The 12791-nt window shown below is 59.1% G+C and carries 13 protein-coding genes; 1 reads left to right on the forward strand and 12 read right to left on the reverse strand.

From position 1 onward, the window contains the following. The first annotated feature begins 65 nt into the window (after window positions 1-65). Window positions 66-281: a ferredoxin gene (locus MPN23_RS06090; protein WP_243546812.1), complete on the forward strand. Its 216-nt coding sequence runs from the start codon at window positions 66-68 to the stop codon at window positions 279-281. Window positions 282-286: 5 nt separating this feature from the next. Here MPN23_RS06090 and MPN23_RS06095 read toward each other — a convergent pair whose 3' ends face one another. The 12 genes from MPN23_RS06095 to MPN23_RS06150 form a co-directional block, all read right to left on the reverse strand. Next, window positions 287-871, reverse strand: coding sequence for a type I restriction enzyme HsdR N-terminal domain-containing protein (locus MPN23_RS06095; protein WP_243546813.1), 585 nt, complete (start codon window positions 869-871; stop codon window positions 287-289). A gap of 73 nt (window positions 872-944) precedes the next feature. Next, the gene (locus MPN23_RS06100) at window positions 945-2378 is read right to left on the reverse strand and encodes an anion permease (RefSeq protein ID WP_243546814.1); all 1434 of its coding nucleotides are present in this window, start codon (window positions 2376-2378) and stop codon (window positions 945-947) included. A gap of 228 nt (window positions 2379-2606) precedes the next feature. Then, window positions 2607-4034 carry an NADH-quinone oxidoreductase subunit N gene (locus MPN23_RS06105; protein ID WP_243546815.1) on the reverse strand — a complete coding sequence of 476 codons (1428 nt, stop codon included), beginning with the start codon at window positions 4032-4034 and terminating at the stop codon, window positions 2607-2609. Between the two features lie 12 nt (window positions 4035-4046). Further along, window positions 4047-5582: a complex I subunit 4 family protein gene (locus MPN23_RS06110; RefSeq protein ID WP_243546816.1), complete on the reverse strand. Its 1536-nt coding sequence runs from the start codon at window positions 5580-5582 to the stop codon at window positions 4047-4049. Between the two features lie 25 nt (window positions 5583-5607). Next, window positions 5608-7398, reverse strand: coding sequence for a Na(+)/H(+) antiporter subunit D (locus tag MPN23_RS06115; RefSeq protein ID WP_243546817.1), 1791 nt, complete (start codon window positions 7396-7398; stop codon window positions 5608-5610). After that, window positions 7388-7645 carry a hypothetical protein gene (locus MPN23_RS06120; RefSeq protein WP_243546818.1) on the reverse strand — a complete coding sequence of 86 codons (258 nt, stop codon included), beginning with the start codon at window positions 7643-7645 and terminating at the stop codon, window positions 7388-7390. Before MPN23_RS06120 ends, MPN23_RS06115 begins: the two co-directional genes overlap by 11 nt. 9 nt (window positions 7646-7654) lie before the next feature. Next, on the reverse strand, window positions 7655-9205 hold the full coding sequence (locus tag MPN23_RS06125; RefSeq protein WP_243546819.1) for a monovalent cation/H+ antiporter subunit D family protein: 1551 nt from the start codon (window positions 9203-9205) through the stop codon (window positions 7655-7657). A gap of 2 nt (window positions 9206-9207) precedes the next feature. Beyond that, entirely contained in the window at window positions 9208-9516 is a 309-nt protein-coding gene (nuoK, locus tag MPN23_RS06130; protein ID WP_243546820.1) for an NADH-quinone oxidoreductase subunit NuoK, read from the reverse strand. Then, the gene (locus MPN23_RS06135) at window positions 9513-10022 is read right to left on the reverse strand and encodes an NADH-quinone oxidoreductase subunit J family protein (RefSeq protein WP_243546821.1); all 510 of its coding nucleotides are present in this window, start codon (window positions 10020-10022) and stop codon (window positions 9513-9515) included. Before MPN23_RS06135 ends, nuoK begins: the two co-directional genes overlap by 4 nt. A 3-nt stretch (window positions 10023-10025) precedes the next feature. Continuing rightward, window positions 10026-10613, reverse strand: coding sequence for a 4Fe-4S binding protein (locus MPN23_RS06140; RefSeq protein WP_243546822.1), 588 nt, complete (start codon window positions 10611-10613; stop codon window positions 10026-10028). A gap of 9 nt (window positions 10614-10622) precedes the next feature. Beyond that, window positions 10623-11591, reverse strand: coding sequence for an NADH-quinone oxidoreductase subunit NuoH (nuoH, locus tag MPN23_RS06145; protein ID WP_243546823.1), 969 nt, complete (start codon window positions 11589-11591; stop codon window positions 10623-10625). A 9-nt stretch (window positions 11592-11600) separates the two neighbouring features. Next, entirely contained in the window at window positions 11601-12770 is a 1170-nt protein-coding gene (locus tag MPN23_RS06150) for an NADH-quinone oxidoreductase subunit D (protein ID WP_243546824.1), read from the reverse strand. Between the last annotated feature and the right edge of the window lie 21 nt (window positions 12771-12791).

Below are 12791 nucleotides of genomic sequence, written 5' to 3' on the forward strand. Positions count from 1 at the left end.
ATATCACGATCCGGAATTCACGACAAAACCATTGCTTTCCGCATCCGGGACATTATCTTACGTACATGAACGACAAGACCAACGAACACCTTCGCGAAATAGGCCTGGACCTTGGGGAATGCCACGCCTGTCAGGCATGCGCGGAACTGAATCCCGAAATTTTCGAATGGGATGAAACCCTGGACAGGCCTGTTGTCAAAAAAAGCCACGTCACCGAAGAGGAAGTCCGGGAAGCCATGAGCTGCTGCCCCAAGGACTGCATCCTGTTCGTGGATGAGTAGTCGGTTCAATCCTTTTTCTTGAGCAACGGATGCGGAGGCGGCAATGTGCAGGACTCGCTGCAACACGTGCCGAACAGGAATCCGCTATAGGTATGAAAAATCCGCAGCATCTTTTCCCGGCGATCCGAAGTCAGGGGCTCCGAAGATGCGCCCCGAGCCATCCCGAGCAGATTCTCCCAGTCGGGAATGGCCCGCATCCCCTGTTCCACGACATCCCCGGATGCCACATCCAGAAGCGTGGCCTCGTTCGTGTCCGTGGTCACGGCAAACGGCACGGGGCCGCCGTCCAGCAGCCGCGCGGCAAACAGGGTTTCCCGCTCATACGTTCCGACACTGCCGGCACAGAAGATCACGAGCAGAATCGGCCGGTCCGAATCGTCGTACACCACATAGTCAATGGGCCGTTCGAACTCCTCGCCATCCATTTCGTAGCGCAGCTTGACCTTGGCCCGAATGTTTTCCTTGGGATACCCCTTCTCCTCCACCAGAAATCTGGCCAGAGCCTGCCGAAATTCCTCGAAGGTGGTTTCCTCTATTTCCTGCCCGGTGATGTAATCCAGCAGGGTTCCACCAAGACTTGACTCGTGCATAACTTCCTTCCTTTGTTACCTATGCACCCGCCAAACTACAGGATCGCATGGGCTGAATCAAGCAGGCCCGAACCTATCCGAACATTCGCAGGACATATGGCACGCCGAGAACAAGCAGCACGGCCAGATACATGACTCCGAAAATCAGCCCCAGAACCCAGAATTCCTTTCGGCTGACATACCCGCTTCCGTAATAGATGGGGCTCGGCCCGGTGGCGAACGGCGTGATCACGCCCATGATCCCGAGGGTAAAGCACAACAGCATGGCGAACGGTTTGATGGGCAGATCGGGAATGGCCACGGCTGCAGCCAGAAACACGGGCAACAGCGCGGTCACATGTGCCGTGATGCTGGCGAACAGATAGTGGGACACGAAAAATAGCGTCACAAGCAGCATGATTATGGTCAGGGGCGCCATGTCCGACAGCATGAATGCCACGTTGTCCGCGAACCACTTCAGAAATCCGGTCCGCGCAAGGCCACCCGCCATGGTCACCAGTGTGGCGAACCAGACCAGCACGTTCCACGCCTTTCTGTTGCCGATGACATCATCCCAGGACAATATCCCCGTAAGTACCATGAGACACAGGACCACCATGGCCACGGTGGTCCCGCTCATGATCGCTCCCCCGAACATCCACATGGCAAGGGCGAACAGGATCAGCCCCATCATCAGCAATTCCCTGGGTGTCACGCAGCCAAGGGCATCCAGCTCCGCTCCGGCCCATGCCGGTGCCTCCGGTGAATGCCGCTGGGTCGGGGGGTAGATGCAATAGACCATGAACGGCGTGCTCAGAAACAGGACGGCCCCCACAGGCAGAAATCCCCTGAACCACTCCATCCATGTCACGTTCACTCCGGCCACATCCTGCACCATGGTCAAAGCCAGCAGATTCGGAGCCAGTCCGGTAAAAAACATGGAACTGGTCACGCAGGTCGAAGCCAGTGCCGTCCACATGAGATACCCGCCCATCTTGCGCGGCTCGTTGTCCGGAGTCGATCCGTACAGTTCCGGAATGTTTCTGATGATGGGATAGATCGTGCCGCCGCTGCGCGCGGTATTGGACGGAGTGAAAGGAGCAAGAACAAGGTCGGCAAAGGCCACGGCATAGCCCATGCCCAGCGTCCGCCGCCCCAACGCCTTGATGAGGACCAGCCCGATACGACGCCCCAACCCGGTATTCTCATACCCACGGGCAAACATGAACGCGGCAAAGATCAGCCAGACCGTACTGTTGGAGAATCCGGACAACGCCCATTGCAGGGCCTGCCCGGTGGAAACCGGTTCTCCGGGACTTACCGGAACCAAACGCAATACCGCCCCCAAGGTAACGCCTATCAACCCCACTGCTGCGGCGGGAATAGGTTCCAGAATCAGGGCGACAATCACGGAAACAAACAATGCGAAATAGTACCAGACTCCGGCAGGAAGGCCGGACGGCGCGGGAAACAAGGCAACAGCACCACCTAGCGCCACAGGGAGAACCATCTTCCAGTCCAGTTTCATGCGCACCCCCGCTTGTTGACTTCCCTCCCCAGCCACATAGCACATATTTGAAAAAGAACAAATAAAATAACGAACTACAAATAGCGAATCCCAATTCGGAATCTGGAGCCCTTCGTCCCCTTGGAAGACGTACGGCGTGCAGAGATTTTCCGAGGGACACCGCCGGAAAGCACAAAAAAAAGGGAGAACCGCTCGGTTCCCCCTTTCCTGTACCATTCATGCTCTCAGTTATTGCAGCAGGCTTTCCCCGGCCTTGACCGCAAAGTTGAACAGCGGAGCCGGAATCATGCCAACCACCAGTACGGCCCCGGCAAGCAGCCCTGCTCCGGCAATACTGAACGGTCCCTTGTCCGGCTCGGGCCCGGCCTCCTGAGTCGCGTCCTCGGTGTATGCGTGACGCACGATGCTCAGATAGTAGTAGATGGCCAGCGCCGAGTTCACGACCAGCGTGATGACCAGCCAGTTGTATCCGTGATCCCATGCCGAGGTGATCAGGAAGAACTTGCCGATGAACCCGATGGTCGGGGGCAGTCCCACAAGGGCAAAGGCTCCGGCTGCCAAGGCAAATGCCAGAGCCGGGGCACGCTTGTGCAGCCCGTTGAGATCAGCCAGACGCAGGTTCCGACCATCCACGGCAATGCGGCTGACCACCCAGAACACCAGCAGATTCATGATCAGATAGGACATGGCGTAGAATGCGGCAGCGGCAAGGCCCTCGGCCGATCCGCTCACCAGACCGACCATGATGTATCCGGCATGCGCCACGGACGAAAAGCCCAGAATGCGCTTGAGGTCTGTCTGCGCCAAGGCGGACAGATTGCCGAAGGTCATGGAAGCCGCACCGAGCACGGCCAGAATCGAAGTGATTTCCAGACCGGGCTTGAGGAACGCGGCGAGCCGCACCAGCACGACAACCGCGCCCATCTTGGGCAGGGTCGCCACATAGGCGGCAGTTTCATTGCTCGCGCCCTGATACACGTCCGGACACCAGAAGTGGAACGGAAACAGGGCCAGCTTGTAGAACATGCCCGCCAGAAACAGGGACAATCCGACAACGGCCATGGGCGCGTCGGCAAAGTGCCACGGCTTGCTCACCAGCTCGGAGATGTAGGTGGTATGCTGCACAGCCATGATGTAGGACAGGCCGTACAGGGCCAAAGCCGTGGCCACGGCACCGAACAGGATGTACTTGATGGCGGCCTCGGCAGCTCCCTTGTCGCGGGAACGCAGAGGAATCACCGCATACAGGCTGTAGGAAGCCAGTTCCAGAGCAAGATACACGGTAATCAGCTCCACGGCCGAGGAAAGCATCATCAGCCCGAGGGCCGAGAAACCGAGAAGCATGAAGTAGTCCGACCTCTTGCCCTCTTCCAGAGTGGGCTGACGCGTGGCATTGACCACGGCCACGAAAAAGCCGAACGCGATCACGATCTTGAAGAACTGGGACATCATGTCCAGCTTGTACACGTCCCAGAACATGGAGCCATGGGCATGGTACGCGGTCATGGTGACCATGAACCCGAGTCCGGCCCCGTAGGGAATCCAGCGCTCCACGTGCGGATGCCAGTCCCTGGGACCGAGCGCCTGCACGAGCAGGACCAGAACCAGGGCCAGAAAGTAGAGTTCAGGGACAATCAGAACGGGATTGAAATTCACGTCCATACCCCCTTATTGCCTGGCTGCGAGCACGGAATCGAGATTCCGGGCAGCGGTTTCCAACGGTTGCACGGTCTCGACCTGCACGATCTGACGTCGGCTGTCGAAGTCCTTGAGCAGCTTCTGCACGGACGGGTCGATGACCTTGAAGAAGATGGCCGGATTCAGCCCGATGTACAGGACGAACACGGCAGGCACGATCAGATACATGTATTCACGGGCATTCAGGTCCTTCCATCCCTTGGCGGTCCCGGGAACGCCCCACGCCATTTTCAGGGACACGCGGAACATGTAGGCCGCGCCGAGCAGCGCGCCGGGCACGATGGCCATGCCAAGCCATATGGCATGCTTGAAAGCGCCCACGAAAACCAGCATCTCGCCCACGAACCCGTTTGTTCCGGGAAAGCCGAAGGATGCCAGTGCATACAGACCCCAGAAAGCCATGAATCCGGGCATGTACTTGCCCATGCCCATGTTGTGGCTGATCTCCCGGCTGTGGCTCCGCTCATACACGCAGCCGATCATCATGAAGAGCGCCCCCGTGATGATGCCGTGGTTCAGCATCTGGAACAGGGCCCCCTGCACGCCGCGCATGTTGAACAGGAAGATGCCCAGCGTCACGAAGCCCATGTGGGCCACCGAGGAATAGGCGATCAGTTTCTTGATGTCGCTCTGCCCGAGGGCGATGGCTCCGCCGTACAGGATGGAGGCGATGGAGATCGCGATCATCATGGGGGCGAAGTATTCGCTGGCCGCCGGAGTCAGCGGCAGGCAGAAGCGCAGGAAGCCGTAGGTTCCCATCTTCAGCAGCACGGCCGCCAGAATCACGGACCCGGCCGCAGGGGCCTGAACGTGCGCAGCCGGAAGCCATGTGTGGAACGGGAACATGGGCACCTTGATGGCAAAGGCCAGCGCCATGGCCAGAAATGCCCAGAACTGGAAACGGAAGCCGAAGGTCTGGGTCATGAGTTCCGGAATGGCAAAAGTGCCGCCCGAGATGCGGAAGGCCACGATGGCCGCCAGCAGCAGGGTGGAACCGGCCAGAGTGTACAGGAAGAACTTGATGGAAGCGTACTTCCTGTCGTCGCCGCCCCATACCGCTATGAGCAGATACATGGGGATGAGCATGGCTTCCCAGAACACGTAGAACAGCACGAAGTCCATGGCGCAGAAAACGCCCACGCACGCAGCGGTCATGAACAGCAGGCAGAAGTGGAATTCCTTGACCCGCTTGCCGATGTACGTCCATGAGCACATCACGCAAAGGGGCAGGACCACCAGACTGAGCCAGACCATCAGAATGCTGATGCCGTCCACGGCCAGATAGTATTCCAGTCCCCATTTGGCGACCCAGGGAATGCGTTCGACGAACTGGAAGTCCGCGTTGAATTGAAATCCCAATGTGGGAATGGCCAGCAGCAGCTCGATCAGGGACGCGGCCATGGTATATGTCCGCACCACCTGTGGCGCCCTGATGAAGAACAGGCCGCACGCCGCCACGAGCGGGAAGAAGATCAGTAAGGTCAGAACCGGGTATCCGAAGTCCAAAGCAACCTCTCCTCTGTTTGCCGGCCTAGCCGAAGTACCAAACCAGGGCGAATATGCCCAGGCCGAGAACGGCCGCCAGTGCCAGATAATCCTGCAACCGCGCGGTCTGCACACGGGCACCGAGGCGTCCGATGTTGCGAACCGTGTACGCGCTGCCGTCAACAACGGTGTCAATGCCCTTCTTGTCAAAGACCGAAGTGGCATTGCCCAGTCCTATGAGCGATCTGAGTCCCACGGTCCGATAGACCTCGGTCCACACGTCGTCGACCTTGGAAACCGGCCAGCAGAACACGCGCATGGTTACCCTGCCAATCAGCCTGTAGAACCAGTCGAAGTCGAGGTTCAGGGAGGCGTGCGGGGTGATGATCTTGCGGGTCAGGTAGAACGCCAGCCCGGAGAATCCCAGGAGCAGCAGCGCCTGAAGCACGTTCCACACGGTCCAGGGCACGTACTGGTGTTCCACCGCAAACGGCAGGTAGCGATACAGGATGTCCGGATACACGCCCTGAATGATGCAGAGCGAACCGGTAAAGGCCATGGCCACATACATGTTCACGGGAATGGGCTTTACTTCACCCTCGTATTCCTTCTTTCTTCCCCAGAAGGCGAAGTACGGCAGCTTGATGCCCACCGAAATGAACGTACCGACCGCCGCAATCTCCATGCCCAGAGCCAACAGCACCTGATGCGCCTCGGCAGCCCCGGCAATCGTCATGGTCTTGGAGATGAAGCCGTTGAAGAGCGGCATGCCGGAGATGGACAGAGCCGCGACCATGTACCAGACCATGACCCACGGCAGCTTGTGGACAAGACCGCCGAGTTTGTCGAGCTTGGCCGTGCCCGTGGCATACAGGATGGCGCCGGCTCCCATGAACAGGAGGCCCTTGTACAGGATGTGGGCATAGGCGTGAGCCACGGCGCCATTCATGGTCATTGCCGTGCCGATGCCGATGCCTGCCACCATGTATCCGACCTGGGACACGATGTGGTAGGACAGGATTCGCCGCGCATTGTTCTCGATGCACGCGTACAGCACACCATACACTGCCATGGCCGTACCGGCGAACGCCAGCACGCTCCAGCCGTGGAATCCGCGGCAAAGCACGTACACGGCGGTCTTGGTGGTGAAGGCGCACATGAACACCGCGCCCGCAATGGATGCACGGGGATAGGCGTCCGGCAGCCATGCATGCAGGGGCACCACGGCCGCATTCACGCAGAAGCCGAGAAGAATCAGCCAGTCATAGTATTGAGCGGCTGCGGGATCGACCCAGTCGAACACGAAGCTGCCCGTGGCCTTGTACTTGAGCAGCAGGCCGCCGAGCAGAAGCAGGCCGCCCACGGTATGGTACATGAAATACCGGAAACCGGCTCCCACGGATTCCTTTGTCCGGGCCTGCCAGACCAGAAAGGTGGAACCGATGCTCATGAGTTCCCAGAACAGGAACACCGTGACCAGATCGCCCGCGAATACACAACCGAAACCGCCCGCAACATACAGGGAGCCGGCCACGTAATGGCCCTTTTCCTCCACATGCAGGGAATAGATCGTGCCTGCAATGGCGATGATGGCGAAGACCTGTCCGAAAATCACGGACAGCTTGTCCACGCGCCCCAACACCAATCCCTGATCAAGATAGGTCAAAAACCCGTAGGTGCCCGGCTCCACCATCATGACCGAATACAGGGCCAGCACCGGCGGAATCAGGGCCACATAGCGGACCACTTTCTGTTTCCACAGCTCCTTCGGAATGAAGAGCGTGACGAACGCCAGCAGCAGAAAACCCGCGGACGGGTGGAGAAAACTAGTCTCCATAGAAGTCCTCCTTGCGGGCGATGAACGGCTGGATGATCCTTTTCATGATGATGACCATGCCCAGCCCGACCACCAGACCGAATCCGGCGAAGAATCCGGGATACTTGTCGAGACCGAAGTGGGGATGATGCGGATGGATGAAGAAGTTCAACCCCACCAGCACCGCGAGGATCACGAAGAAGGCCGTTCTCCACGCCTTCCACGACTCCCGCCACTTTTCGAGAATGCCACCTAAACCTTGACTCATATAAGCCCCCTAGAACTTCCCGAAGACGTTGATGAAGTTGAGGAACGTCTGGGGATACAGGCCCAGCAGAACCGAAATCACACCCGTCGCGAACAGCGGAATGACCATCACCTTTGGCGCTTCATTGTACTGTTCGATGTTGGCGTCCGGTGCAGGCTTCTTGAAGAATGCCCTGTACAGGATGGGCACGAAGTACCCGGCGTTCAGGGCCGTGGACAGCAGCAGGGCAACCAGAAGCACGGTCTGCCCGACCTGAAGCGTGCCATTGACCAGATACCATTTGGACACGAAGCCGCAGACCGGCGGCATGCCTATCATGGACACGGACGCCAGCCCGAATGCCGCGAACGTCCAGGGCATCCTGCGCCCCAGCCCGTTCATCAGGCTGATCTTCTTCAGATGCGTGGCCACGTAGATTGCGCCTGCGCCGAAGAAGAGCGTGATCTTGGAAAACGCGTGGTGGGCAATGTGCATCAGCCCGCCCTGCACTGCGGAGTCGGCGAGCATGGCCACGCCGATGACCACATAGGAAAGCTGGCTGACCGTGGAATAGGCCAGACGCGCCTTGATGTCGTCCTTGGTCAGCGCGATGAACGAGGCGACCACAATGGTGAATGCCGCCACGAACGCAGTGGCTATGCCGAGATTCGTGTCCCCCAGACCGGATCCGGGCTCGCCGATGTACAGCATGCTCAGGGTCAGGCCTCCCAGTGTCTTGGTGCCGAACGCGGACAGGATCAGGCGGCTCACGCAGAACACGCCTGCCTTGACCACTGCCACCGCATGCAGCAACGCCGACACCGGAGTGGGTGCGACCATTGCCGAAGGCAGCCAGTTGTGGAACGGCATGAGCGCGGCCTTGCCGATACCCGCGATGAACAGGACGTAGGTCATGGCCACCAGTCTGGGATGTTCGGCAACAACCTCTGCCGGGAACATGCCGTGAGCGATGTCCGTCAGGTTGAAATCAAGAGTGCCGCACAGCACGTAGGTCAGGACCATGGCGGGCAGCAGGAAGAGCTTGGAGGTACCCATCAGGTAGATGATGTACTTCCGCGCGCCGATGAATGCTTCCCTGTCCTGATGATGCGCGACCAGCGGATAGGTGAACACCGTGATGACTTCATAGAAGAGATACAGGGTGAACACGTTCGCCGAGAAGCTGACGCCCATGGCGCCGAAGATCGCGGTTGCAAAACAGATGTAGTACCGGGTCTGGGCGTGTTCCCTGAGTTCCCGCATGTAGCCGATGTTGTAGCTGGTTGCGAAGAACCACAGGAACGAAGCCACGATGCCGAAGATCATGCTCAGGCCGTCGGCCGCGAACGAGACCGTGATGCCGGGCATGATGTGGAACAGCGTGAAGCCCCAGACCTTGCCGTCCAGCACGGCCGGGGCCAGGGACAGCACGGACAGGAACGTCAGCGCGGCGGCAATGAAGCTGCACGCCTCGCGGTTGTTCTCGTTTTTCCGGTTGAGCCAGATGGCGAACGGAGCGACCAGCGTGATCGCCACAGGCAGAAGAATCCGGGAACTTTCGATTGTAACCCCGTCGATCATAATCAATCCTTCAGCGTAGTGATTTCACTGGTTCTGGCGGATCCGAACCGCCGGGCAATTACCACGATGATCGCCAGCACGAGCGTGGCTTCGGCAGCGGCAAGCCCCATGACGAACAGGGTGCCGAGCTGGCCGAGGACCGCATCGAACTCCGTGAGCTGGGCCGCCGCCACAATGGACAGGCCCGCACCGTTGAGCATCAGCTCCACGGAGATCAGCATGCCGACGAGGCTCCTGCGCTGGCACAGGCCGAACAGCCCGGCCGAGAGCAGAATGAGAGCCACGATCTGATAGAGAGTCAGCGCACTCATTTCTTCCCCCTCTTCTCCCATGCCAGAAGCACGGCTCCGGACATGGCCACCATCAGCACAGCCGAAATGATCTCGAACGGCAGAAGATACGAGCCGAGAAGCCCGTGCCCAAGCGCCTCGATTCCCACCTCGACGGGAACCGCCGTGCTGTCCACCTTGGCGGTCAGGACCACCCAGCCGAGCACGCCTGCCGGAGCCGCGGCCCCAGCCAGGCTGTACACGTACTTTTTCATGGACGCAGGCCGATTGTCTTCGCTCTCGGACTGGGCCGGTGTCAGCATGATGGCAAAGAAAATCAGCACGCTGACCGCGCCCACGTAAATGAGCAGCTGCATGAAGGCCATGAACGGCGATGCCAGCATGAGATACATGCCCGCCACCCCCACGAGGGTGGTGATCAGGCCGACCAGAGCGCGGACAAGGCTGTTTGCCGAGACCGCAGCGATGGCGCCGCACAATATGAAGAGGGTGTAGACCCCGAATGCCACTTTAGCCATGACTTCCATTGATTACGCCTCCTTCTCCGCTTTGGCCGGCTTGGCCTCGGCCTTGGGGGCGGAAGCAGGCATGGATTTGGCCTGTTCCCTGAGCCGGGCGAGGAGATCCAGCTTGAGTTCCTTGCGATCCGAGGCGACCCAGTAGAAATTGCTCGAATACCGAAGGGATTTCGTCGGACAATTTTCAATGCAGGTGCCGCACAGGCTGCACAGCGAGTAGTCGTAGATGAATTTGGCCGGATTCTTGGGAGCCTTGGGCTTGGAGACCTTTTCCCCCTTTTCCTCGGCCTCCTTCATGGCCTTTTCCTGCTCCGGGGTGGGCTTGGGCGGCTTCTGCTTGACCACGGTCAGGCATTTGCTCGGGCAGTTGGTCACGCACATCATGCAGGAAATGCATTTGGGCATGGCCGGGTCCTTGGGTTTGCCCACCAGTTCAATATGCCCGCCATAGGTATCGAGGTTCTCTTCCTCCACGGTCTGACGGGGATAATGCACGGTCACGAGCTTGTTGCAGAAATACTTGCCCGTAACTCCGAAGCCCACGAACAGGCTCCAGCAGTCGATGATCGGCTGAAGGATGTGTTTTCGAAATGCGTTCATGCTCGCTCCTTACAGCTTCATGATGAAGGCGGTTGCCAGCAGATTGAACGTGGCCAGAGGCAACAGCCATTTCCAGTTGATGTTCAGAAGCTGGTCGAAACGGACGCGAGGGAATGTCCAGCGCGCCCAGATCATGACGAACAGCAACGCGTAGGTCTTGAGCAGCATCCACCACCAGCCGTCCATGATCGGGCCCTTGAACCCGCCGAGGAACAGTACAGAGCACACGGAACAGATCACGACCATGTACCCGTATTCGGCCATGAAGAAGAGGCCGAATCCCATGGAGGAATATTCGGTATGGAACCCTGCGGTCAGTTCGGATTCGGCCTCGGCCAGATCGAACGGCGCACGGTTGGTTTCCCCGAACATGCTGACCATGAACACGATGAAGGCCAGAGGCTGGGTAACCACGTTCCATTGCCAGGGCCATGCCCCCTGCTGCGCCGTGATTTCGCTCATGTTCAGCGTGCCGGTCATGAAGGCAATGGCCAGAACCGACAGCAGAAGCGGAATCTCGTAGGCCACGGACTGTGCCACGGCGCGGGCCGCACCGAGGATGCCCCACTTGTTGTTGGAGCCCCAGCCCGCCAGAAGCAGGGCCAGCACGTTGAATCCGGAAAAGGCCAGTATCAGCAGCAGCCCGAGGTTCACTTCCAGACCGGTCAGAACCGGACCGTAGGGGATGGGCATGTAAAGCAGCATGACCGGAAGCATGGAAAGCATCGGAGCAAGCCAGTACAGATAGGGATCGGCCCCATCCGGAGTGACAAGCTGCTTGCACATGAGCTTCACGCCGTCGATGAGCGGCTGGAGAATGCCGTGGGGTCCGACCTCGAAGGGACCGGGTCTGCGCTGGATATGCCCCGCGAACTTGCGTTCGCAGTAGACCAGCAGCAAGGCGTTCAGCGCCAGCCACAGCATGCAGGCGACAATGGCGATGATCAGATGAATGAGTTGCGGTATGTATGCGTTCATTTGCCCACCCTACCTGTCGATTTCCGGGATGATCAGGTCCAGGCTGCCCAAGATGGCCACGGCATCCGCCAGAATGGTTCCCTGCGCGGCCTCGGCAAAGGCGTGCAGATTGGAATATCCCGGTGCACGGAGCTTCACCCGATACGGATTCTTGGAACCATCGGACACGACATAGACGCCGACCTTGCCGCGTCCGCCTTCCACGGCGAAGAAGGCTTCACCCGCTGGCGGCTTCATGGCGGGCTTGGGCGCCTTGGCCATGAGGTGGCCGCCCTCTGCCGAAGGCAGCATGTCCAAGGCCTGTTCAATGATTCGCAGGCTCTGCTCCATCTCGGACATCCGCACCAGATACCGTCCGGCCGAGCAGGCCGAATCCTGGGTCGGGACCTCGAAGTCGAACCTGTCATACACGGAATACGGTTCGCTGCGCCGCAGGTCGTACGGCACGCCTGCGCCCCGAATCACGGGACCGGTACAGCCGTAGCGCGTGCACATGTCGCGATCGATGATGCCAATGCCCTCGATGCGTTTGCGCAGGATGATGTTATCCGTGACCAGATTCTTGTACATGGGCAGACGGCTTCTGAAATACGGAATGAATTCCCGTATCTTCCGGATGCACTCGTCATCCAGATCGGCCTTGACCCCGCCCACGCGGAAATACGCGTAGGTCAGGCGGGAATTCGTGGGGCGCTGAAGGATGTCCAGCAGTTTTTCCCGGTCATCAAAGGCATACAGAATCGGGGTGAAGGCCCCGAGATCAAGAATATACGCGCCCCACCACAGCAGGTGGGAGGTCAGACGGTTGAGTTCGCAGGTAATGACGCGAAGCAGTTCGGCCTTTTCCGGGATTTCCATCCCCATAAGCCGCTCCACGGCCCCGCAATACGCCCAGTTCCAACTCAGGGCATGCCCGTAATCGATGCGGCCCAGGTTGGGGTAGAACCCGCCCCAGGTCTTGGCTTCCCCCATCTTTTCATGCATGCGATGGAGGTAGCCCACAACGGGCTCGGCCCGCAGGATGTATTCCCCGTCAATCTCCAGCATGACCCGCAACACGCCGTGCGTGGACGGATGTTGCGGCCCCATGTTGACGATAAGGGTATTGTCCTGCTTTCCCTTTTCGAATTTCCGGGTATAGAAATCACCCGAGATGTGCTCTGCATTCTGGAAAGCCATAATCCCTCAGTCCGGTTTGAA

This window comes from Pseudodesulfovibrio tunisiensis, from assembly GCF_022809775.1.
In the GTDB taxonomy this organism is placed as follows: Bacteria; Desulfobacterota; Desulfovibrionia; order Desulfovibrionales; family Desulfovibrionaceae; genus Pseudodesulfovibrio; species Pseudodesulfovibrio tunisiensis.

Coding starts and splice junctions, on each gene's coding strand:
- MPN23_RS06095 (WP_243546813.1), bottom strand. CDS start 871: ATGCACGAGTCAAGTCTTGGTGGAACCCTGCTGGATTACATCACCGGG.
- nuoK (WP_243546820.1), bottom strand. CDS start 9,516: ATGAGTGCGCTGACTCTCTATCAGATCGTGGCTCTCATTCTGCTCTCG.
- MPN23_RS06135 (WP_243546821.1), bottom strand. CDS start 10,022: ATGGAAGTCATGGCTAAAGTGGCATTCGGGGTCTACACCCTCTTCATA.
- MPN23_RS06100 (WP_243546814.1), bottom strand. CDS start 2,378: ATGAAACTGGACTGGAAGATGGTTCTCCCTGTGGCGCTAGGTGGTGCT.
- MPN23_RS06125 (WP_243546819.1), bottom strand. CDS start 9,205: ATGATCGACGGGGTTACAATCGAAAGTTCCCGGATTCTTCTGCCTGTG.
- MPN23_RS06115 (WP_243546817.1), bottom strand. CDS start 7,398: ATGGAGACTAGTTTTCTCCACCCGTCCGCGGGTTTTCTGCTGCTGGCG.
- MPN23_RS06150 (WP_243546824.1), bottom strand. CDS start 12,770: ATGGCTTTCCAGAATGCAGAGCACATCTCGGGTGATTTCTATACCCGG.
- nuoH (WP_243546823.1), bottom strand. CDS start 11,591: ATGAACGCATACATACCGCAACTCATTCATCTGATCATCGCCATTGTC.
- MPN23_RS06120 (WP_243546818.1), bottom strand. CDS start 7,645: ATGAGTCAAGGTTTAGGTGGCATTCTCGAAAAGTGGCGGGAGTCGTGG.
- MPN23_RS06140 (WP_243546822.1), bottom strand. CDS start 10,613: ATGAACGCATTTCGAAAACACATCCTTCAGCCGATCATCGACTGCTGG.
- MPN23_RS06090 (WP_243546812.1), top strand. CDS start 66: ATGAACGACAAGACCAACGAACACCTTCGCGAAATAGGCCTGGACCTT.